Origin of the sequence: Noviherbaspirillum massiliense JC206 (assembly GCF_000312045.1) — a bacterium.
Lineage (GTDB): Bacteria > Pseudomonadota > Gammaproteobacteria > Burkholderiales > Burkholderiaceae_D > Noviherbaspirillum > Noviherbaspirillum massiliense.
Genome location: NZ_HE978634.1, coordinates 1116988 through 1139085, shown reverse-complemented (window position 1 = coordinate 1139085; position 22098 = coordinate 1116988). Strand labels below are relative to the sequence as shown.

Genomic DNA, 22098 nt, shown 5'->3' with positions numbered 1-22098 from the left:
GTTACCAGCACATGGTGTTGAGGGAAGATTACAAAGTCGGGGAGGCAATGACATAGATGTCCTCGTTAGTCGAAAGGATAAAGCGCCCGCTTGCGAACGGTTTTGCAGTATAATTCCTCAAGTTATGTTGAGGTCAAGCGCTATGTCTAAACCTATTCCGGAATCCATCCGCCGCCTGAGTGTCGGCGAAGTGGCGCAGCGCAGTGGCGTTGCGGTCTCCACCGTGCATTTCTACGAGACCAAGGGATTGATCAGCAGCGAGCGCAATAGTGGTAACCAGCGCCGCTACACGCCCGACGTCCTACGCTATATCGCCGTCATCAAAGTGGCGCAACGCGCCGGTATTCCGCTCGACGAGATTCAGGAAGCGCTCGGCCCTTACGAACCTGGGCAAAGACTGACGGCTGCGCAATGGAAAGTCGTGGCATCGAAATGGCGCGCCAATCTTGACGCACGCATCACGAGGTTACAGCGGCTGCGCGACGAGATGACGAGTTGTATAGGATGCGGTTGTCTGTCGTTGAAAGACTGCCCGTTACGCAACCCGGAGGATGTATTAGGACAGGAAGGCCCCGGCGCGAGGATACTGGAACGGCCGTGAAGGAACTTGACTTCAAAAGGTCAAGGTTGGCAGTCGTGGACCAGCAGTCATGACACAGGGAAGGGGTTGAAGACAGTCCACACCGGCTGCGGTCGCAGGCCCAGCCGTCGGATAGTCACGGTTTCGCTTCATTGAGCCGCCCGAGCCATGTGGCATCTGACATTGAGGAATGCTCCTCATTGAGAAGCCGTCAGACACACAGCCCGTGCGAAGCCACTTCATTTATGAGATCGGACAAGATGAGATTCGCGCTCGCGGCATTTCACGTCCGGCCCTGTCCGGCGTGCGGACCACAGCTTCTCCGCAAGCCAACATAGCCTCGATCTCGGCAGCCGACACGACTTTGACTACATCGCTATCGGCGAACCGGACATCTTTGTTGTAGACATTGAGTCGGGTCGCCATGCGCATCGAGTCGATCCGGGTGGGCACTATGACTCTTTGACGAGGCGCAATTCGCTAACGCGAATACTGTATAAGCATACAGTATTCGGATCGCCACGCTTGGCAGTTACATCGCTTGCCGGAAATAGTGATGGCCCGCAATGCTGATCCAATAGAATGCGCGTTAACAACTAACGAATGTGAGGTCTATATGCGTGTACGGACTGATGGGGCGGATATGAGGTCGTTGAGCGATCAAGGTACACTGCGCGTCTGAACGATGCCGCAACATTTTCTTCTATCCAGTGGCGCGCGTGGCCTGTCACTGAAACAGGTGTTCGCCATGTCCGATGACGTCGCTCGCGAGACGTTCGCGGAGTTGCGCTGGGGGGATAAGCTCGTTCAAACCTGCCCTCATTGCGGCGTCATCAGGGCCCACCGCTATGTCAAATTGCAGAAACGGTGGCGATGCAAGGAGTGCTACCAGCCATTCTCTGTCACGTCGGGCTCAGTTTTCCACGGCCATAAGCTACCGCTACAGACCATCATTGCCGGCATCCTGATATACGCGAATGCTGTGAAGGGCTTATCTGCCCTCCAACTCAGCCGCGAACTCGACGTCCAGTACAAGACCGCGTTCGTCCTGCTCCACAAGATTCGCGAGTCGTTATGGAAGACCCAGAATACGACTCCTTTTGAAGGTGACGTCGAAATTGACGCGGCCCATGTACACCGCTATATGCGGCCCAAGAACAAGAAGGCTGATCGGGTTGACCGTCGCCTGGAAGAAAATCAGAACAAGATGAAATGTATTGTCTTGGTGATTCGCCAGCGATGTCCCGCGCAGGATGATGGCGAAGAGGGGGCCATGCGAACGCGGATCTTTGTGCTGAAGTCGGAGAACGAGAACGACATTCGCGCGGTGGTAGAGGCGAACGTTAAGCGGGGTTCTCGAATCTTCACCGATGAGGCATCAGGATATGCCAGCCTCGGCGCGCTCTACCCGCACGAGGTCGTCTGTCACGAAGCCGAATATCAATCGGATAGCGGTGCGAATCAGAACCAGGCTGAGTCGTATTTTGCACGGTTACGTCGTATGCTCATGGGGCAGATTCATCAGTACGTTCGAAAGCACCTGGATGTGTACGCTAACGAAATTGCGTTCAGGGAGGACTGGCGACGTAAATCCAACCGGACGTTCGTCATGGACGCGCTGCAGAAATGCCTTCAATGCGCGCGATCGCGCGATTGGGCGAAATACTGGCAAGGCAATAAGCGAAGGCATGACTCGGTTATGAACATCCCGGCACGGACATTAGCGAGCCCAGCTGCTGGATGATGCCGCGTCGCGATAAGGTAGCGGTCGTACGCCGTACCCGAATCACAAACCTATGCCACTCGCTATTCGTTTCAAACTTAATGCCTTGTCGCGCAGCGACCATTTGCGAGAGCGCCGCGAGCGACAATGCGTGCTCGGCTGTCCGCAATGTAGCAAGAACGGCGCGCTTTAACTCAGTGCCCGGTAAGGGTTGCGGGGGAAGAAATGGGATGGCCCGCAGGTGATCAAGTTCGACATCCGGCGCGAGAATACGCAAGGCTTGAGCGAGGCTCGCGAGCGAGCGATGTAGCGATGCCAAAGGCGGGGCATCGCCGACTCGGCGACGTTCATGATACTGCACCTCTCCCAAAATCTTCATGTATCGTTTCTGCAGCGAAGCGATATGAACAGGCCTTACTCGACAAAAACCTTTAGAACCCATGACGAAGCGTTCCCTATCCCATGTTGAGATTCGACGCGTGCAACGAGGTCTTTCGCACGCAGGTGGCGCATACGATAACGAATCGAAGTACTGAGCTGTGTCATCTGGTCGCACGTAAGTCGCATACCGTGAGATGCATCGATCGCATCAGCGAGCTGACGCGTTGTTCGGGGAATCCCGTTCGCACGTCTGAGCTCATCAAGGATCGCACGTTGTAACCCGCCCCATGCCGTGAAGTGATGTTTTGGGATTGTCTGTCTTGGGTCGGGCGCTTGCATCGCAACACCAAAGCCGTCCCGTGCTGCTTCGGCAAGCAAGGTGATTTGAGCAGTAATTTCGGCGATCCTCGATTCGTTGGCCTGGATATGCTCGTTCAAGCTGGCCACCTTTGCTGCGAGGCGTTGATTCGCCTTTGTGATCTGTTTAGCTTCGCCCGCTAACCGAGCCCATTTGTACCGAAGCCCTTGTACTCCCATGCTGTGTGCCATGGCAAATCCTCCAGACGCGATCGGCAGGCGACCCATCCGCCCTCATCTAGTCTAAAAGATTGCCATGCAGACAAGATCGCTAAAAAAGGCGAAAATTTCCAGGAGGTATGTACAACTGCTACATAATGCCGGACAATTCAGCCTGTGCTTGATCCATGCCGAGATGCGTGCAAATCTTCATGCCTGCATTGACAGGAATGAATCTTCCGGTCGATTCAGGAGCACGGTCAGCAGCGCAAGGCTTGACTTTATCTGGCGGGCAAGACACCATTCCCCGCCAAATCACGCCTGTCCTCGCTTCCCCTGCCGGGAAGACAACCACATGCAGGAATGCCAACGCATGCAAGCACAGCTCACCATCGTCGTCGCGACGGATGCCAAAGGCGGCATCGGCATCAACAACACCCTGCCCTGGCGCCTGCCGGAAGACCTGACGCATTTCAAGCGCACCACTTCCGGCCATCCGGTCATCATGGGCCGCAAGACCTTCGACTCGATCGGGCGTCCGCTGCCGAACCGGCGCAATATCGTCGTGACTCGCAATCCGGCATGGCGGCATGAAGGCGTCGAAGCCGTCACGTCCCTCAGGGCTGCGCTGGAACTGGTGGGCGCTGCAGAAGCTTTCATCGTCGGCGGCGCCCAGATCTATGCGGAGGCGCTGCCACTGACCAAGCGACTGGTCGTTACCGAAATCGGCAAGACCTTCGAATGCGATGCGTTTTTCCCCGCAATCGATGCGCGGCAGTGGAAGGAAGTGAAGCGGGAAAGCCATTACTCCGAACCCAACCGGTTCGATTACGCATTCGTCACTTACGAAAGAATTTAGGAGCACCTATGTCCGGTCACGGTTTCCATGTGCACGGCCCGCACGACCATGAAGTCGAACATGCCGCCCATGGCGGTGACGATTTTTCCAGCAAGATCGCGGTCATGACCGCCGTCCTCGCCACCGTCGGCGCATTGTTCGGTTACATGGCGGGCGACACGCAAAACAATGCGGCGCTGTACAAGAACAATGCCGCGATCAAGAAAACCGAAGCGTCCAACCAGTGGAACTATTACCAGGCCAAGTCCAACAAGCAGAATCTTGCGGAACTGGCCATGACCCTGCCCGGCGTCGACCGCGAACGTTACAAAACCGAAGTCGAGCGCTACAAGAAAGAGAAAAACGATATCAAGGGCGATGCGGAAATGCTGGAAGCTGCTTCCCATGAATGGGACCAGAAATCGGAAGAGCAGATGCACCAGCATCATCGCTGGGCGCAGGCGATGACGGCGGAACAGATTGCCATTTCGCTCGCGGCAATCACCTTGCTGACCCGCAAGAAGTGGCTCGAATATGCATCGTATGGCGTTGCCGGCGTCGGCATCGCCCTCGGCGTTCTGGCCTGGCTGCACTTCTGACTTTCTGAATCCGGTACGCAACCGGACCGCTCCGGTTGCGTGCACGGCCTCACCCTCCACTTCCCGGCTTCTCCGCGCCAATCCTCCGCCAGCCGCAACATTTGCGCCGCGCTCCTGTCAAACAGCTTTGCCTTTTTGATAAGCAGGTTCGATGCACCTGTGCACATGGATGCAATGCCATTCGCTTGAAGTCGCTTTTGCCTTCGCGCATTGCACATTCATGCGGTCATGCCGTAAGCAATCCTTGAAAAGGAGATAACCATGAATCGGGAAGAAAGAGGAAGCCGGGCCTTCACGGGCTGGATCAGCGGCGCCGCGCTTGGCGCTCTTGCAATGTACCTGTCGGACCCGGATCGGGGGAAGCGCCGGCGTGCGCTCGCGAAAGACAAGATGCGCAGCATGATGATCCAGGCCAGCGATAGCCTCGATGTTGCATCGCGCGACATGAGCAACCGCATGCGCGGGCTGCGCGCCGAAGCCAGCAAGCGCATGTCGCAGCGTAACAAGCTAGTGAGCGATGCGGTGCTGGTCGAGCGGGTACGCTCGAAAATCGGCCGTACCGTCTCCCATCCCCATTCCATCAAGGTCAGAGCCGAACAGGGATGCGTGACGCTGAGCGGGGCGATTCTTGCAAGCGAACTGGAACAGACACTGGCCATGGTGCGCGCGGTCCCGGGCGTCATGACGATCGAAGACCACATGGAAGTGCATGAGCGGGCCGACACCCCCAGCCTTCAGGGCCAGGGCAGGCCGAGGCAGCAGCGCTCCACCATCATGCGCGAGAACTGGCCGCCGGCACTGCGCGCGGTTGCGACGATAGGAGGCGGTGCGCTCGGCGCCTACGGCCTGATACGCCGTTCGCCCGGCAGCATCATGCTGGCCGCCCTCGGGATCGGATTGATGGCGCGCGGCATGGGCAACGCCGGAATGCGGCGCATGACCGGCATGCAAGCGGGCATGCAACCGGTGCACCTGCAGAAATCGATTTATATCGCCGCACCGCCGGCATCCGTGTTCGACCTCTGGAGTAATTACGAGAATTTCCCGCACTTCATGTCGAATGTGCAGGAGGTGCGCGACCTCGGCGGCGGACGCTCGCACTGGATCGTCAGCGGCCCGGCCGGGTCGCAGGTCGAGTGGGATGCGATGATGACCGAATCGCGCCGCCCCGAGATGCTGGCCTGGAAGAGCGAACCGAACGCGACGGTCGAGAATGAGGGCACGATCCGCTTCGAGCAGGAAAACGGCGGCACTCGCGTCCATGTGCAGATGATCTACAGCCCGCCGGCCGGCGTGGTCGGGCATGCGATCGCATCGCTGTTCAACGGCAATCCGAAGCGCCAGATGGATGAAGATCTGATGCGCATGAAGAGCTTCATCGAAAGCGGCGCCCAGCCGCGCGGTGCTGCGCAGCCGACGCAACCGACCGCCATCCACTGAGTCTTGCACTCCGGGCTGCTTGGCGAAAGCGGCCCTTTTCCGGCAGCTTGTGCCGCCAGGCCATGCCGGGGTGGCACAAGCTGCCCCTGGCATGGCAAAACGACAATCCTTTGCCACAGTTCCGTAGCCCGGCCTCGGGGGAAGGTTCCCCCTGCCGGACTCGGGCTGGCCGGCCTGCCCGCCCGGAATCTGCCTGCAGTTTTTGCGCACGCTTTCGTCATATCTGCGAAAATTCGTCTTTTATTTTTTTCGGCGCGCAAGCGGTTGTCGCAACGACTTGCCCAAGCGTCTCCCTACTCTGCTTTCATTGGAGACCTCGATGAAATTCCGCTTCCCGATCGTCATCATTGACGAAGACTTCCGCTCCGAAAACACCTCGGGCCTGGGCATTCGCGCGCTGGCCGAAGCGCTGGAAAGCGAAGGCATGGAAGTCCTCGGTGTGACCAGCTACGGCGACCTCTCCCAGTTCGCGCAGCAGCAGTCGCGCGCTTCCGCCTTCATCCTGTCGATCGACGACGAGGAGTTCGGCGGCGGCTCATCCGAGGAAACCGATGTCGCGCTCAAGTCGCTGCGCGCCTTCGTCAACGAGATCCGTCACAAGAACGCCGACATCCCGATCTATCTGTACGGCGAAACCCGCACCTCGCGCCACATCCCGAACGACATCCTGCGCGAGCTGCACGGATTCATCCACATGTTCGAGGACACGCCGGAGTTCGTCGCGCGCCACATCATCCGCGAGGCGAAGGCCTATCTCGACGGCCTGGCCCCGCCCTTCTTCCGCGCGCTGGTGCATTACGCGAAGGACGGTTCCTACTCCTGGCACTGCCCCGGCCACTCTGGCGGCGTCGCCTTTCTGAAGTCACCGGTGGGCCAGATGTTCCACCAGTTCTTCGGCGAGAACATGCTGCGCGCAGACGTCTGCAACGCGGTGGAAGAACTCGGGCAGCTGCTCGACCATACCGGCCCGGTAGCCGCATCCGAACGCAATGCGGCGCGCATCTTCAACGCCGACCACTGCTACTTCGTCACCAACGGCACCTCCACCTCCAACAAGATGGTGTGGCACTCGACCGTCGGTCCCGGCGACATCGTCGTCGTCGACCGCAACTGCCACAAGTCGATCCTGCACTCGATCATCATGACCGGCGCGATCCCGGTGTTCCTGATGCCGACCCGTAACCACCTCGGCATCATCGGCCCGATCCCGCTGGAAGAGTTCAAGATCGAAAACATCATGAAGAAGATTGAGGCCAACCCTTTCGCCCGGGAAGCGAAGAACAAGAAGCCGCGCATCCTGACCATCACGCAGTCCACTTATGACGGCGTGGTGTACAACGTCGAAACCATCAAGCAGATGCTGGACGGCCAGATCGACACCCTGCACTTCGACGAAGCCTGGCTGCCGCATGCGACCTTCCATGACTTCTACAAGAACATGCACGCGATCGGCAAGGACCGTCCGCGCGCCAAGGAATCGCTGATCTTCTCGACCCAGTCGACCCACAAGCTGCTGGCCGGCCTGTCGCAGGCTTCGCAGATCCTGGTGCGCGATTCGGAGAAGGTGAAGCTCGACCAGGACATGTTCAACGAAGCCTACCTGATGCACACCTCCACCTCGCCGCAGTACGCGATCATCGCTTCCTGCGACGTCGCCGCGGCCATGATGGAGCCGCCGGGCGGCACCGCGCTGGTCGAGGAAAGCATCCTCGAAGCGCTCGATTTCCGGCGCGCGATGAAGAAGGTGGATGAGGAATACGGCCAGGACTGGTGGTTCCAGGTCTGGGGACCGGACAAGTTTGCCGAGAACGGTATCGGCTCGCGCGAAGACTGGATGATCCGCGCCGAGGACGACTGGCACGGCTTCGGCAAGCTGGCGCCCGGCTTCAACATGCTCGACCCGATCAAGGCCACCATCGTCACTCCGGGCCTGTCACTAGACGGCAAGTTCGGCGACACCGGCATCCCGGCCTCGATCGTCACCCGCTACCTCGCCGAGCACGGCGTGATCGTGGAAAAGGCCGGCCTGTACTCGTTCTTCATCATGTTCACCATCGGCATCACCAAGGGCCGCTGGAACACCCTGCTGACCGCACTGCAGCAGTTCAAGGACGACTACGACAAGAACCAGCCGATCTGGCGCATCCTGCCCGAGTTCGCCGCCGCCAACCCGCGCTACGAGCGTATCGGCCTGCGCGACCTGTGCCTCCAGATCCACGACATGTACAAGGCCTACGACGTGGCGCGCCTGACGACGGAGATGTATTTGTCCGACATGCAGCCGGCGATGAAGCCTTCCGACGCCTTCGCCAAGATGGCGCACCGCGAGATCGAGCGTGTCTCCATCGACGAACTCGAAGGCCGCGTCACCGCCATCCTGCTGACGCCCTACCCGCCGGGCATCCCGCTCCTGATTCCGGGCGAACGCTTCAACAAGACCATTGTCGACTACCTGAAATTCGCACGGGATTTCAACGAAAAGTTCCCGGGCTTCGAGACCGACGTGCATGGTCTTGTAACGCAGGACGCGAACGGCAGGCGCGGGTATTTCGTGGATTGCGTGAAGTAAGCGATACACGAGAAGCGGTTTGCGAATGGACAGGGACCCGGAGACGGGTCCCTGTTTTTTTATGGACTGCGAGGATCGGGGATGCCGCCCGAATTCTGCATTGCCGTGCGCGGGTGAGCCCGCAGCCCGGCGGCCGGCCCGCAGGAAGGCCTCGAACCGTGACGACGGCTGCGAACAGCAGGCACAGTTCCCGCGCGGGCTAAACGAAATAAGCGTTGACTTGACCGGGGCGCTGCGCGGGACTGCTTGCCTCCCGCAGCGCGGCGCACTCAGCTTTCGGCGTCGGCAGGAGCGGAGCCGGCATCCTTGGCCTGTTCCGCCCCATTGCCTTCTTCGGGAAGATGCATGAACCAGTTCGGGTCCTGCCTGACCCGGCGGTCAGGGGTATCGCGGGCTTGGGCGCGGCGTTCTGCCATCCGCCGCTCCCGGAACTTGATCAGATCGTAGCTTGCAGCCTCAAAAAGATTTTCCGGTCGCGTCATCGTTTCCCACCTGGTTCTGTTTGGAAGAAGAAACTTCTGCAATTCTGCAACGGCAAGGCCGACCAGAATTGATTTAGCTCAATAGCTTGCGCAGTATCAAGCTTTCCGCTCTTAAATGATACAGATCAGGCGGAGGCAGCATAGCGACCCATATTGACAAGCTGCAATATCTTCCAGGACTCAATTGTCATCGGAACGCAGCCGCTGATGTGCCTTGTGCTGGCCGAGATACTCACCGTCGTCGCCGATGTCGTCCGGATGGACCGGCTCGCGCCCTCCGCCTTCCCAGGTTTCCCGGCTGTCCGGCGCAGCTTGCATGCCCGGATGCTGCATGCTGTCTGCCTGAGCCTGTGCCTTTCGTTTCCCACTCATGATGGACTCCTTGCGTAAATACTGGCCGACTGGCTCCCGATGCATCTGTACACCGGATTGGGTTTGGTGCGGCCGCTGTGTGTTAGTTCCGGATCGTCCTTGACGATGGGAATAGCCGGAGTTGCTTGGTCACATGAGCGAATGTGGCTGCGGATTTTCTGGTTTTGCTGCTGTCGTGGCTTGTCCCAGCCACAGGTGCCTGTGGCCAGCGCCTTTGGGAGTAAAGTGAAACGCCTTCATCGCATATTCACCGCTGCGCTTATAGATGCGCAAGGAAAGGGATTCGATGCCGGTGTGCATGATTTCACGACAAAGGATGCGAAGCAGGCGCGAGTATTTTGTGGATTGCCTGAAGCAAGCGATACGCGAGAAGCGGTTTGTGATGGACGGGGACTGGGGGAGTCCTGTTTGTTTGTGAGCTACGGGGGAGCGGCAGTGTCAACGCAGTTGCTCTAATCCTCCTCGTGTAGTGCCAAACCAAGGTGACCTGAATGCGGATGTATTTTCACGGCCTGTTATTGTGATTATTTTTATACAATCGGCAGCTGGCATCCTCTGAAATCAATGACTTGGCTCTGGTTGGAGAGAAGCCAAGGGGAAACGGATAGCTTGGTTATACGGCGGATCAGGCAAGTTATTTAAAAATTTTTCCAGCTAATTAGAAATTAAGCTCCGAGAGAGGATAAATAAAAATGGCTGGTGAAGACATACTGGAACGAATATACCAATGGTATGGAGTCAAGCACCCGGAAGGTCCACAGTGGGATGAAGAAGGCTTTCATTGTTTTCGTGATGTGCCAGTACTGTGCGATATATAGTCGCTTTTGATAGCGTTGAAGAAGAAATCACAAATGGCGGATGGGCACAATTACTTTGGAACACCTACCCCAATTGGCGTGAATTATTAGAGATTGCCCGAGAAGGATATGCTTATTTTGGTGACGACCACAGAGCGTCTACCATAGCCAAGCTGAGTAAGGTTTTTGGCGAGCACGAAAATGATTGTGCGAAGTACATGCAGAAATGCATTGATGAAGAAAGCTTCAACAAGAACTTTGCTGAGTTCACTTATCGGGGATATGGCTCCAAACCGTTGTATGGAGAAGAGATCTTTTTTAGTGATGGGCCTCGTTTGACATGGCTTGTAGAAAAGCGTCGTGTGATTGAGGCTGTCATTGGAACTTAACTTTTCGCTCAACATGGACGTCAGGCAAGCCGAATGCATGCCAGTTAGCTCAGTGCTAGACCAAGGCCGCAAATAATTTTATTCCAAGGAGACCACCCATGATGTACAAAGGCAGCTGCCATTGCGGCAAGGTCGCATTCCAGGTCGAGGGAGAACTGAATGGAGCGATGGAATGCAATTGCTCGATCTGTTCCCGCAAGGGTGCCCTCATGTGGTTCGTCCCGCGCGATGCAATGCAACTCCTGACGCCGGAAGAAGACCTCGGCACCTATACTTTCAACAAGCACCTCATCAAGCACCGCTTCTGCAAGACCTGCGGCATCCATCCCTTTGGCGAAGGCACTGATCCGAAAGGGAATCGCATGGCGGCCGTCAATATCCGCTGCCTCGAAGGCATCGACCTCGGCTCGGTTCCGGTCCAGCATTTCGACGGGCGCTCAATGTAAATGCGGCGAAGGCTGCTTTCGCACCTGATGCTGAACCCGGTAATCATGCGCGCATGAACATCCAGACGGTCAGGACTGCACCGACCAGCACCACGAAGCCGCGCAACAGCTTTTCCGGCAGCCGGCGAATCAGCATGGCGCCGGTATAGCCGCCCGCGATGCCGCCGACGGCGAGCGTCAGGGCGGCAAACCAGCTCACCTGACTTGAGAACGCGAAAATCGCAACGGCGGAAGCATTCATGGCCATCGCCATCGCATTCTTGGTCGCGGCGGCAGCGCGCACCTGCTGCCCGGCCAGGGTCAGCGCCGCCAGCATCAAAAAACCGATGCCGCCACCGAAATAACCGCCGTAGATCGAGATGGCGAACTGCATTGCCGCGATGGCCGGAGCCGGCAAGCCTTTGCCTGCATGCAGCGGCTTCTTCCTGAAACTGCCCCAGGCAAACATGGTGGTGGCGAACAGCACGAGCCAAGGCACCAGCTTGGCAAAGAAGCTGGCCGGGGTAATCAGCAGAAGGATTGCTCCGAGGATGCCGCCGCCTATGCTGATGGCAAACATCTTGCCGAAACTGAGACGTCCCACATCTTCCACCAGCCTGCGGGTCGTGAGCGAGGAAGTGATCTGGCTGGGAAACAGGGCGATCGTCGATGTCATGTTGGCAGCCAGCGGGTTCAGGCCGGCCAGCATCAGTGCCGGAAAGGTGATGAAGGATCCTCCCCCGGCGAGGGCATTCTGGGCGCCGGCGAAGAATCCGGCGCCGGCGATGAAGAGGATCAGGTGCGGCGCCAGCGGCAAGGTGGACATCATGGTGAGATCGCGAATCGATGAGAATGAAGGCTGAGCAGCAAGGATACTTTAAACATGGGCCCATGGCCGAAGGCGGATTGACCGGGTTGGCTGCAGCCGCTCAACTTTCCGGTGACCGGCTGTCGCCTGGCACAGACGCGAAATCTGCCTTCACGCATAAAATGCTTGCATGATCTTTTCATGGACAGGTGCCAGGATTTTTTAGCGGAGGAAAGCGATGGCTATCAGAATCGTCAGGCTGGGAAGCCCGAGGGAAGAAGGCGAAGGATTGCGCGTCGGGACTGTGCGGCGTCCGCCGCGCGGCGTGCGCAAGGATGAATACGCAACGCGGAATTTCTATGATGTCTGGTTTCCCAACCTGTCGCCTTCGGACGCGCTGTTGAAGGAAGCCCAGGTTGCGGAAGATGAAAAATCGTGGCGCACCTTCAAAAGGCATTTCCTTGCGGAGATGAAGTCGCCGGAAGCCAGCCATGAGCTCGACCTGCTTGCTGCGCTGTCACATCACACCAGTCTTTCGATCGGTTGTTATTGCGTGGACGAAGCGCGCTGCCACCGTTCGATACTGCGCGAGCTGTTGATGAAGAGAGGTGCAGAAGTCAGGTAGGAAGGCTGGTGTCGGCCGGCAATGATCTGCTGCATTGCTTGTCCTTATAAAGACAGAGCCGATTCCCGCTTAGCGGAAATCGGCTCTCTCAATGTAGCGCAATTGCTTTCAGACTGTCAGGTCTTCGGCAGGGTGACGCCGCGCTGGCCCTGGTACTTGCCGCCGCGGTCCTTGTATGACGTCTCGCAGACCTCATCGCTCTCGAAGAACAGCACCTGGGCGCAGCCTTCGCCGGCATAGATCTTCGCGGGCAGCGGCGTGGTATTGGAGAATTCCAGCGTCACGTAACCTTCCCATTCCGGCTCGAAGGGTGTGACGTTGACGATGATGCCGCAGCGGGCGTACGTCGACTTGCCGAGGCAGATGGTCAGCACAGTGCGCGGGATCCGGAAATATTCCATGGTGCGCGCCAGTGCGAAGGAATTCGGCGGGATGATGCAGACATCGCCCTTGAAGTCGACAAAGGATTTTTCATCGAAATTCTTCGGGTCGACGATGGTGCTGTTGATGTTGGTGAAGATCTTGAATTCGTCGGCGCAGCGGATATCGTAGCCGTAGGACGAGGTGCCGTAGCTGACGATCTTGTGGCCGTTGGCATGGCGGACCTGGCCGGGCTCGAAGGGTTCGATCATGCCGTGTTCCTCGGCCATGCGGCGGATCCACTTGTCGGATTTGATGCTCATCGTTTTCGCGGGGTTGGAGTCGATCGGGCTGAAGGAGGTTGACGGGTCTTGCGGGGCCGGTCGTCTAGTCCTGCATTTGATGGGCAGCAATTTTACGCGAAAACCCGGGGCCGGCCAGCAGATTTGGGGGGCGGAGCGGTTTTTGTGACAGCCGTGGAATGTCAGGATGTACAGGCGTGCAGCGGAACCTTGGAGAAGAGTCCATAAGCGGAAAGGGAAAGGACGTAGGGTGCGCCGTGCGCACCGAAATTGCGCGGTGCGCGCGGCGCACCCTACTTCCCCGTGACAAAACGAAACCTAGACGCAGGCGCTGTAGGCTTCCCTGAGCAGCGCCGGATTGGCCAGCAGCCGGTCCTTCCATTCGCCGAGGCCGACATGGCGCCGGATCAGCTCGCGCAGGATGCCCGCATGCTCGGACAACCCGATGAAACTGGAGCCGACCAGGACATCCCGGCTGAATTCCAGTCGCAGGTAGCGAAAATTGCGTTCGTCGGCCACCTCCACCCACTGCCCGCCATGCACACCGCGCCACTGGCCAAACGAGGCCGACACCAGGCCCAGGGTATCGAGCACATCGATGCGGCGCACGCTGCGCTGGAAGGCTCGCTTGCCGATCATGTTCAGCGCCGCGCAGTATGCCTGGTCGGCAGCGTTCGGGGCCACTGCCGAAATCACATGCTGGCCGCTGGCCACATCATAGGCCTCCGCGCAGTCGCCCGCCGCATAGATGCCCGGAACATTGGTCTGCATCGAGGCATCCACCAGCACGCCATAACGGCACTTGATGCCGCTCTCGCGCAGGAATCGCACATGGGGACGGGACCCGGTGGCGACGACGATCAGGTCGGCCGGCAGCTGTATGCCGTTCGACAACCTGGCAAGCAGTGGCGCCTGGCCGGCATCGCCCTTCTGCTCCGCAGCCGGAATGATCCGGCTCACCGTAGCGGAAGTGCAGACACGAATGTTCTTTCTTTCGCACCATTGCTGGACCATTTTCCCGGCAGCCTTGCCCATCATGCCGGGCAGCATGCGGTCCTTTTTCTCGACCACGGTCAGCGCCACGCCACGCGCGACCAGGGATTCCATCAGGATGCTGCCGACAAAGCCGGCGCCGATCAGGATTGCGCGCGCGCCGGGCCGGGCAAGTTGCATGATCTGACGCGCATCCTCGATCGTCCAGCAGGGATGGACGCCGGGGCTGTGGATGCCCGGGATCACCGGCAGCATGGGCCGTGCGCCGGTGGCAATCAGCAGCTGGTCGAAGCCGACGGTCGAGCCATCGGCCAGAGTCAGCATGCGGAATTCACTGTCGATGCGCATGACGCGCCCTTGCCTGCGCTCGATGCGCTGCGCGGAAAAGTGCTTTTCTTCCTTGCGCAGCCAGGTATCCGCTTCGCGGATGGCGCCGCTCAGGAAATGGGGCAGCGCCATGCGCGAATACGGCGGCCCGTCATCCTCCCCGATCATCAGGATGTCGTCCAGGCTTGCATGCTTGCGGATGGTTTCCGCCGCGATCACGCCGGCGTGGCCGCAGCCGATGATGACGTGCTTCATCCGGATGCCCCTGGATGAAGGCCGATTGCCTGCCTGGTGATCTGAACAGCCGGATAGTCCTGCACGCCTGCCCTCTCTGGATTCCTTGAACTGGAACCACTATATCGGGGAAGGCCTGCATTCCGATTGAAGAAAGTCAACCGAGCTTTTGAAGTAGTTCGGACCTGGAGAGTGTTGTGAACCAGACGGGGAGTCGCGCGCGCCTGCCTGGTCCATAACACTCTTTAGCGCTGCATCGATTCCCAGACCTTTTGCAGGCGCTTAGTCGACACCGGCATCGGCGTGCGCAACTCCTGCGCGAACAGGGACACACGCAGCTCTTCCAGCAGCCAGCGGAATTCGGTCATTTTCGGGTCGTTGCCCCTGCCCTGCCGCTCGCGCTGGGCGCGCTGCCAGGGCATGCCTGCCTGCGTCCATTCCGCCATCAGGCGCGCATCCCGGGCAGGGTCGGCACGCAGCTTGTCGAGGCGTACATGGATCGCCTTGAGATAGCGCGGGAAATGCGCCAGCTGCGCATAGTCGTTGTCGGCAATGAAGCGTTTCGTGACCAGCGCCTGCAGCTGGGACTGGATGTCGCCCACGCTTTGCGCATGCGCCTTCAGGCCCTGCAGCTTCTTCGGCAGCGAATAGTATTCGGCCAGGACCTGTGCCGCGAGCCGGGCGATTTCATTGACCAGCAGGCCGAGGCGCGACTTGGCTTCATCCTTGCGCTTGTTGAATTCTTCCGCGTTCTTCGGCAAAGGCTCCTGCAAGGCGGCGCGCTCCAGGCCGGCCTGGATGATCTGGTCGCGCAGCTCTTCCTGCGTGCCGAGCGTCATGAATTGCATGCCCATCTGCTGCAGGCCGGGAATGTTCTTCTCCAGGAATTTCAGCTGTTCCTTCAGCTGCAGCGCGAACAGGCGGCGCAATCCTGCATGATGGACACGTGCCGCTTCGGCCGGATCGTCGAACACTTCGATGTCGCAGTGCGCGCCCTTGTCCACCAGTGCCGGAAAGCCGATCAGCGTCTGCTTGCCCTTCTGGATTTCGAGCAGTTCCGGCAGCTCGCCGAAGGACCAGGTGGTGAGGTTCTGGTGTTCGGCAAGCGTAGCCTGCTGCGGCGCCACCGTTCCGCCCGCCTGCGGCTGCCTGGTTTCAGCGGCAGCAGCTTCGGCTGGCGCGACGACCGCCGTCTCGGCAAGACGCTGGAAGCTTTCGCGCGCCTTGCCCCCGAATTCCGACTGCAATGCAGCCAGGTTGCGCCCCATCTCAAGCTGACGGCCATGCTCGTCTATGATCTTGAAATTCATGAAGTGATGCGCGGGCAGGGTCTCGAGCTTGAAGTCGGTGGTCTTGACCGCGATGGTCTTCTGCTCGCGGACATCGGCGATCAGCGCATCGATCAGATTGCCCCGGCCGAACTCCGCCCGCTCGGCAAAGCCGGCGGCATACTCGGGCAGCGGCACGCAATGACGGCGCAGCTTCTGCGGCAGCGATTTCAGCAGCAGGTGCACCTTTTCCTTCAGCATGCCGGGCACCAGCCATTCGCTGCGCTCGGCCGACACCTGGTTCAGCGCATACAGCGGCACCGTCAGCGTCACGCCGTCGCGCGGACTGCCGGGCTCGAAATGATAGGTCAAGGCCATCGGCACGCCGGCCACCGTCATCGTCTTCGGGAACAGGTCGGTAGTGATACCTGCCGCCTCGTGCCGCATCAGGTCGTCGCGGTTCAGGTACAGGAGCTTCGGATTCTTCGCAGTCGCTTCCCTGTGCCATTTGTCGAAGCTGGCGGCGTCATGCACCTGCGCCGGGATCAGCTTGTCGTAAAAGGCGGCGATCAGTTCTTCATCCACCAGCACGTCGAGCCGGCGCGACTTGTGCTCCAGGTTTTCGATTTCGCGGATCAGCTTCTGGTTGTGCGCAAGGAAAGGCGCCCGGGTATCGAATTCTCCCTCCACCAGCGCTTCGCGAATGAAAATATCGCGTGCTTCCTCGGGATTGATCGGCGCATAGTTGATCCGGCGCTGGCTGTACACCACCAGGCCGTACAGCGTCGCGCGCTCGGAGGCGACCACCTGTCCCGCCCGCTTTTCCCAGCGCGGCTCGCCCCAGGATTTCTTCAGCAGATGCCCGCCGACGCGCTCCAGCCATTCCGGCTGGATCTGCGCGACACAGCGGGCAAACAGGCGCGTGGTTTCGACCAGTTCCGCCGCCATGATCCAGCGTCCCGCCTTCTTTGCCAGGCTGGAGCCGGGCCAGATATGGAACTTGATCCCGCGCGCGCCGAGGTAGATGCCGTCGTCCTCCGACTTGAAGCCGACATTGCCGAGCAGCCCGGTGAGCAGCGCGCAATGCAATTGCTCATAGGTGGCCGGCGCTTCATTCAGGCGCCAGCCCTGTTCGCGCACCAGGGTCAGGAGCTGCGAATGCACGTCACGCCATTCGCGCAGGCGCAGCTGCGACAGGAAATTGGCGCGGCAGTTGTCCGCCAGCTGCCGGTTCGATTTCTTGTGCTCGATCGCTTCCTCGAACCATTTCCAGATCTTCAGGTAAGAGAGGAATTCCGATTTCTCGTCCGCGAACTTCCGGTGCGCATTGTCGGCAGCGTTCTGCGCATCCAGCGGCCGGTCGCGCGGGTCCTGCACCGACAAGGCGGAAGCGATGATCAGGACCTCGGTCAGGCAGGCATTGTCGCGCGCCGCCAGAATCATGCGGCCCACGCGCGGGTCGAGAGGCAGCTTGCCGAGCTGCCTGCCGATTGCCGTCAAACGGTTATCGTCGTCAACGGCACCGAGTTCCTGCAGCAGCTGGTAGCCATCGGCAATCGCGCGGCCGCTCGGCGGCTCGATGAAGGGAAAGGTTTCGACATCGGCCAGGCGCAGGGACTTCATGCGCAGGATGACGGAGGCAAGCGAGGAACGCAGGATTTCCGGATCCGTGAATTTCGGCCGCTGCAGGTAATCCTGCTCGTCATACAGCCGGATGCAGACGCCCGCCGCGACGCGGCCGCAACGGCCGGCACGCTGGTTGGCCGCGGATTGCGCGATCGGCTCTATCTGCAGCTGTTCCACCTTGTTGCGGTAGCTGTAGCGCTTGACGCGCGCCAGCCCGGTGTCGACCACGTAGCGGATGCCCGGCACGGTCAGCGAAGTCTCGGCCACGTTGGTGGCGAGCACGATGCGGCGCGCATTCGAAGTCTTGAACACCCGCTCCTGCTCCTGCGCCGACAGGCGGGCGAACAGGGGCAGGATTTCGACATGCGGCGGATGGTGCTTGCGCAGCGCTTCGGCGGCATCACGGATTTCGCGCTCGCCCGGCAGGAAGACGAGGACATCTCCGGGGCCGATGCGCGCCAGTTCATCGACTGCATCGACGACGGCATCCATCAGGTCGCGCTGTTCCTTCTGTGCCTGGGCAGCGGACGGCTTTCCCTCGTTTCTTTCTTCCGTTTCCACCGGCCGGTAGCGCACCTCGACCGGATACAGTCGGCCGGAGACCTCGATCACCGGCGCAGGTTTTTCCGGCGTGCCGAAATGCCGCGCAAAGCGGTCGGCATCGATGGTGGCCGAAGTGATGATGATTTTCAGGTCGGGCCGCTTCGGCAGCAACTGCTTCAGATAGCCGAGCAGGAAATCGATGTTCAGGCTGCGCTCGTGTGCCTCGTCAATGATGATGGTGTCGTACTGCTTGAGCAGCGGGTCGGTCTGCGTCTCCGCCAGCAGGATGCCATCGGTCATGAGCTTGACCGAGGCGCCTTTCGACAGGGTATCGGTAAAGCGCACCTTGAAGCCGACGTGTTCCCCGAGCGGCGAGCCGATTTCCTGTGCGATGCGCTTGGCGGTGGACGATGCGGCGATGCGGCGCGGCTGGGTATGGCCGATCAGGCCGGCCTGTCCGCGTCCGACCGCGAGGCAGATCTTGGGCAGCTGGGTCGTCTTGCCCGAACCGGTCTCGCCCGAGACGATGATCACCTGATTAGCATTCAGCGCGGCGGCGATTTCCTCACGCCTTGCGGAGACCGGCAACTCTGCCGGAAAGCTGATCGGCGGCAGCGGATTGCGTTCGGCGGGCGCGGCGGTTCTCGGCTGGGGATGGCGCTGCTTCGGCGGCAATTTTTCAGGGGAGTGAGGTGCAGACATAGCGGGGCGAATTATAATGCGCATCATCATGGAAAACCCGAACCAATTCGTCCAGTGGCTGCGCTCGGTCGCGCCGTACATCCACGCTTTCCGCGGCAAAACCTTTGTCGTCGCCTTTCCGGGCGAATTGGTCAGGGCCGGTGCGCTGCCGGAGCTGGCGCAGGACTTGTCCTTGTTGCATGCGCTCGGCATCAAGGTAGTGATCGTGCACGGCTCGCGGCCACAGGTCGAGGAACAGCTTGCGCTGCGCAATGTCCAGCCGCGCTACCACAAGGGCTTGCGCATCACCGACGCCGCCGCGATGGAATGCGCGAAGGAAGCGGCCGGCGAACTGCGCCTGGACATCGAGGCTGCATTCAGCCAGGGCTTGCCGAACACGCCGATGGCGCATGCGGCGATCCGCATCATCTCCGGCAACTTCGTGACCGCCCGGCCGATCGGCGTCATCGAAGGCGTGGACCTGGAGATGACCGGCCTGGTGCGCAAGATTGCCTTTGAAACCATTCATCCGATTCTGAATGCAGGCGGGCTGGTGCTGCTTTCCCCCCTGGGCTTCTCTCCCACCGGCGAGGCATTCAACCTGAGCATGGAAGATGTGGCGGCATCGGCTGCAATCGCACTGCGCGCCGACAAGCTGATCTTCATCACGGAAACCCCGATGATGGTCGATGCTGGGGGCGCCGACATCCGCGAATTGTCCGCGCATCAGGCCGCCGCCGTCCTAAAGGCCGGGTTCCTGCCGGCCGATGCCGCGTTCTACCTGCAACATGCCGTCAAGGCTTGCGACAATGGCGTGGGACGCGCGCATATCGTGCCGTTCGCGACCGACGGCTCGGCCCTGCTCGAGCTGTTCACCCATGACGGAATCGGCACCATGGTCACCTACGAGAACCTGGAAAGCCTGCGCGAAGCCACCATTGAAGATGTTGGCGGCATCCTCAAATTGATCGAACCCCTGGAAGCCGATGGCACGCTGGTCAAGCGCGGCCGGGAACTGATCGAACGCGAAATCGACTATTTCTCGGTGATCGAGCATGACGGCGTGATTTTCGGCTGCGCGGCGCTATATCCGTTTCCTTCGGAAAAGATGGCCGAGATGGCCTGCCTGACGGTCAGCCCGGACGCGCAGAGCCAGGGAGACGGTGAACGGATCCTGAAGCATATAGAAAACCGTGCCCGGGCGGCAGGCTTTACCAAATTGTTCGTACTGACAACACGCACCGCCCATTGGTTCCTCAAGCGCGGCTTCGTGCATGCCACCGTGGATGACCTGCCGAAGGACCGGCAGCGCATGTACAACTGGCAACGCAAGTCGCAGGTATTGATCAAGCACCTATGATTATTCCTTCCCGCTTTTCATGGGGAAGTTCACGACAAGGAGTTCAACATGGCCCGTATGGTCCACTGCATCAAGCTCAACAGGGAAGCCGAAGGACTGGATTTCCCGCCCTATCCCGGCGAACTCGGCAAGAGGATCTACGAAAATGTATCGAAGGAAGCCTGGGCCGCCTGGCTCAAGCACCAGACCATGCTGGTCAATGAAAACCGGCTGAACCTGGCGGACCAGCGTGCCCGCAAGTACCTGGCAGCCCAGATGGAGCGTCACTTCTTCGGGGAAGGTGCGGATACCGCGTCCGGTTACGTGCCACCGAGCGAATAAGCGGCAACTGCATGGGACGATCGCGCTACGACAATCGTCCCGATGTACTCAAAGGACGCTGACTAGCTTAAATTGGCCTGAATTGATCTGATTCTGCAGGCCGGTCGGCCTACAAGACGGCAAGGACGGGAACGCGAAGCGAACGCTCGATTAGCGTCAGGCACCCATTCAGCGCAGCGCGTTCCGCTCTGCAGCCGCTTTCTTCAGCGCCTCCTCCGCAGCCGCCACATCTTCCGCCAGCGCCTGCTGCCGCCTGAAGTAAGCCTCGTTCAGCCGGGAAGTGCCATTCACGTTTCCGGTACGCTCGCCCGGCAGGGGCTCGACGCCTGCCTGCTGGCGCTTTCTCGCATCTTCCAGCAGCATTTCGGCACGGATCACATCCGATGTCGCTTCATCATAGGTCTTGCGCTTGCCCGGGACAGGAATCGACGCCACCCGCTGCACCGGCGTACGTTCGGCCCGCGGGGGAACGACCGGCCGCGCACCGGCTTCTGTCGTCCAGAGGTTGCCCTTGATCGCCGGCTCTACGGTGATCGTGTGGTCGATCCGTGCGCCCTTGCGTGCCTTGTCCGTATAGACGACACGTCCGTCGGGAGTGATCTCGCGGTAGATCTTGGTTGACTCCGCGCCGGATGAATCGGACGGCTTGTCCTGCGCGACCACGGTCGACGCCGAAACGGCAGCAGCCGTCATGAAGAGAAACCGGAAAAGGATAGGTGTTTTCATAGTTTCAATTGTTTGTCCTGCCGCGCCAGAAATTTTTGTGACAAGTCAATCTACCGCCACTTTGTTGCTGCGTCCCGGAACACCCGCGGACGAGGTGCATCGCATGCCTTGCGGCGCCCTGCCCTGCTAGAAGGTGTATTTCTGGATCCCGTTCGCCGTTCCCAGGAGCGCAATATCGGCGCCGCGCTGCGCGAACAGGCCAACCGTCACCACGCCCGGGATATTGTTGATCTGAGATTCCAGTTCGGTCGGGTGCAGGATTCGCATCCCGACCACGTCGAGAATGATGCAGCCATTGTCGGTGATCACAGGTTTGCCGTCCTTCATGCGCAGGCGCGGCTCGCCGCCGAGCGCGGACAATTTGCGCGCCACTGCCGCCTGCGCCATCGGAATCACTTCCACCGGCAGCGGAAAGTTGCCGAGCACATTGACGAGCTTCGACCCGTCTGCAATGCACACGAACTGCATGGCAACGGACGCCACGATCTTTTCGCGCGTCAGCGCACCGCCGCCGCCCTTGATCATGGCGCCGTGCGGCGTGATTTCATCCGCGCCGTCGATATACACCGGCATGTAATCCACCTGGTTCAGGTCGAGTACGTCGATGCCGTGCAGCTTGAGCCGGTTGGCAGTGGCTTCCGAAGAGGCGACGGCGCCCTTGATCCGGTCCTTGATCTTGGCGAGTTCGTCGATGAAGAAATTTGCGGTGGAACCGGTGCCGACACCAATGATTTCACCCTCCACCACATAATCGATCGCGGCGCGGGCAACGGCTTGCTTGAGTTCGTCCTGGGTCATGATGCGTACTGGGAA

At 59.8% G+C, this 22098-nt stretch carries 21 protein-coding genes; 11 read left to right on the top strand and 10 right to left on the bottom strand.

Translation table 11 applies throughout. The features are described from left to right. Positions 1-142 precede the first annotated feature (142 nt). Both soxR and HGHM_RS05775 read left to right on the top strand, forming a co-directional pair. Entirely contained in the window at positions 143-601 is a 459-nt protein-coding gene (soxR, locus tag HGHM_RS05780; protein WP_019140565.1) for a redox-sensitive transcriptional activator SoxR, read from the top strand. A 664-nt stretch (positions 602-1265) separates the two neighbouring features. Next, positions 1266-2324: an IS1595 family transposase gene (locus HGHM_RS05775; protein WP_019140564.1), complete on the top strand. Its 1059-nt coding sequence runs from the start codon at positions 1266-1268 to the stop codon at positions 2322-2324. 393 nt (positions 2325-2717) lie between these two features. Here the strand turns inward: HGHM_RS05775 and HGHM_RS05770 are convergent, their stop codons facing one another. Then, on the bottom strand, positions 2718-3233 hold the full coding sequence (locus tag HGHM_RS05770) for a hypothetical protein (protein ID WP_148415398.1): 516 nt from the start codon (positions 3231-3233) through the stop codon (positions 2718-2720). Positions 3234-3573: 340 nt separating this feature from the next. Here HGHM_RS05770 and HGHM_RS05765 point away from each other — a divergent pair, with 340 nt between their 5' ends. From HGHM_RS05765 to HGHM_RS05750, 4 genes are all read left to right on the top strand, one after another. Further along, positions 3574-4059, top strand: coding sequence for a dihydrofolate reductase (locus tag HGHM_RS05765; RefSeq protein ID WP_019140562.1), 486 nt, complete (start codon positions 3574-3576; stop codon positions 4057-4059). 8 nt (positions 4060-4067) lie between these two features. Continuing rightward, positions 4068-4637, top strand: a complete 570-nt coding sequence (locus HGHM_RS05760; protein ID WP_019140561.1) for a DUF4337 domain-containing protein — start codon at positions 4068-4070, stop codon at positions 4635-4637. Between the two features lie 261 nt (positions 4638-4898). Continuing rightward, a complete protein-coding gene (locus HGHM_RS20800) occupies positions 4899-6077 on the top strand; it encodes an SRPBCC family protein (RefSeq protein WP_019140560.1) in 1179 nt (392 codons plus the stop codon). 319 nt (positions 6078-6396) lie between these two features. Then, on the top strand, positions 6397-8646 hold the full coding sequence (locus tag HGHM_RS05750; protein WP_019140559.1) for an arginine/lysine/ornithine decarboxylase: 2250 nt from the start codon (positions 6397-6399) through the stop codon (positions 8644-8646). Positions 8647-8915: 269 nt separating this feature from the next. On the opposite strand, the gene HGHM_RS05745 is transcribed toward HGHM_RS05750, so the two are convergent. The 3 genes from HGHM_RS05745 to HGHM_RS23085 all read right to left on the bottom strand — a co-directional run bounded on the left by HGHM_RS05745 (position 8916) and on the right by HGHM_RS23085 (position 9800). After that, the gene (locus tag HGHM_RS05745) at positions 8916-9128 is read right to left on the bottom strand and encodes a hypothetical protein (RefSeq protein WP_019140558.1); all 213 of its coding nucleotides are present in this window, start codon (positions 9126-9128) and stop codon (positions 8916-8918) included. Positions 9129-9308: 180 nt separating this feature from the next. Continuing rightward, positions 9309-9500, bottom strand: coding sequence for a hypothetical protein (locus HGHM_RS23090; protein WP_148415396.1), 192 nt, complete (start codon positions 9498-9500; stop codon positions 9309-9311). Between the two features lie 129 nt (positions 9501-9629). Further along, the gene (locus HGHM_RS23085) at positions 9630-9800 is read right to left on the bottom strand and encodes a hypothetical protein (protein ID WP_019140556.1); all 171 of its coding nucleotides are present in this window, start codon (positions 9798-9800) and stop codon (positions 9630-9632) included. A 505-nt stretch (positions 9801-10305) separates the two neighbouring features. Between HGHM_RS23085 and HGHM_RS22600 the strand changes: the two genes are divergently transcribed. Both HGHM_RS22600 and HGHM_RS05725 read left to right on the top strand, forming a co-directional pair. Next, the gene (locus HGHM_RS22600) at positions 10306-10686 is read left to right on the top strand and encodes a DMP19 family protein (protein WP_075111691.1); all 381 of its coding nucleotides are present in this window, start codon (positions 10306-10308) and stop codon (positions 10684-10686) included. Between the two features lie 98 nt (positions 10687-10784). Then, the gene (locus HGHM_RS05725; protein ID WP_019140554.1) at positions 10785-11132 is read left to right on the top strand and encodes a GFA family protein; all 348 of its coding nucleotides are present in this window, start codon (positions 10785-10787) and stop codon (positions 11130-11132) included. A 43-nt stretch (positions 11133-11175) separates the two neighbouring features. Here HGHM_RS05725 and HGHM_RS05720 read toward each other — a convergent pair whose 3' ends face one another. Continuing rightward, positions 11176-11937: a sulfite exporter TauE/SafE family protein gene (locus HGHM_RS05720; protein WP_026075731.1), complete on the bottom strand. Its 762-nt coding sequence runs from the start codon at positions 11935-11937 to the stop codon at positions 11176-11178. Positions 11938-12157: 220 nt separating this feature from the next. On the opposite strand from HGHM_RS05720, the gene HGHM_RS05715 reads away from it, so the two are divergent. Then, positions 12158-12544: a DUF488 domain-containing protein gene (locus HGHM_RS05715; RefSeq protein ID WP_019140552.1), complete on the top strand. Its 387-nt coding sequence runs from the start codon at positions 12158-12160 to the stop codon at positions 12542-12544. Between the two features lie 116 nt (positions 12545-12660). Here HGHM_RS05715 and dcd read toward each other — a convergent pair whose 3' ends face one another. The 3 genes from dcd to hrpA form a co-directional block, all read right to left on the bottom strand. After that, positions 12661-13227, bottom strand: a complete 567-nt coding sequence (gene dcd / locus HGHM_RS05710; protein ID WP_019140551.1) for a dCTP deaminase — start codon at positions 13225-13227, stop codon at positions 12661-12663. 297 nt (positions 13228-13524) lie between these two features. Beyond that, positions 13525-14781: an NAD(P)/FAD-dependent oxidoreductase gene (locus HGHM_RS05700; RefSeq protein WP_019140549.1), complete on the bottom strand. Its 1257-nt coding sequence runs from the start codon at positions 14779-14781 to the stop codon at positions 13525-13527. Positions 14782-15005: 224 nt separating this feature from the next. After that, positions 15006-18899 (bottom strand): ATP-dependent RNA helicase HrpA, encoded by a 3894-nt coding sequence (gene hrpA, locus HGHM_RS05695; RefSeq protein WP_026075730.1) that lies wholly within the window; start codon positions 18897-18899, stop codon positions 15006-15008. A gap of 28 nt (positions 18900-18927) precedes the next feature. Here hrpA and argA point away from each other — a divergent pair, with 28 nt between their 5' ends. Continuing rightward, positions 18928-20238, top strand: a complete 1311-nt coding sequence (gene argA / locus HGHM_RS05690; RefSeq protein WP_026075729.1) for an amino-acid N-acetyltransferase — start codon at positions 18928-18930, stop codon at positions 20236-20238. A gap of 48 nt (positions 20239-20286) precedes the next feature. Next, positions 20287-20559, top strand: a complete 273-nt coding sequence (locus HGHM_RS05685) for an oxidative damage protection protein (RefSeq protein ID WP_019140546.1) — start codon at positions 20287-20289, stop codon at positions 20557-20559. 168 nt (positions 20560-20727) lie between these two features. On the opposite strand, the gene HGHM_RS05680 is transcribed toward HGHM_RS05685, so the two are convergent. Then, positions 20728-21285, bottom strand: coding sequence for a hypothetical protein (locus tag HGHM_RS05680; RefSeq protein WP_148415394.1), 558 nt, complete (start codon positions 21283-21285; stop codon positions 20728-20730). Between the two features lie 126 nt (positions 21286-21411). Next, on the bottom strand, positions 21412-22083 hold the full coding sequence (gene rpiA / locus HGHM_RS05675; protein ID WP_019140544.1) for a ribose-5-phosphate isomerase RpiA: 672 nt from the start codon (positions 22081-22083) through the stop codon (positions 21412-21414). Positions 22084-22098 lie beyond the last annotated feature (15 nt).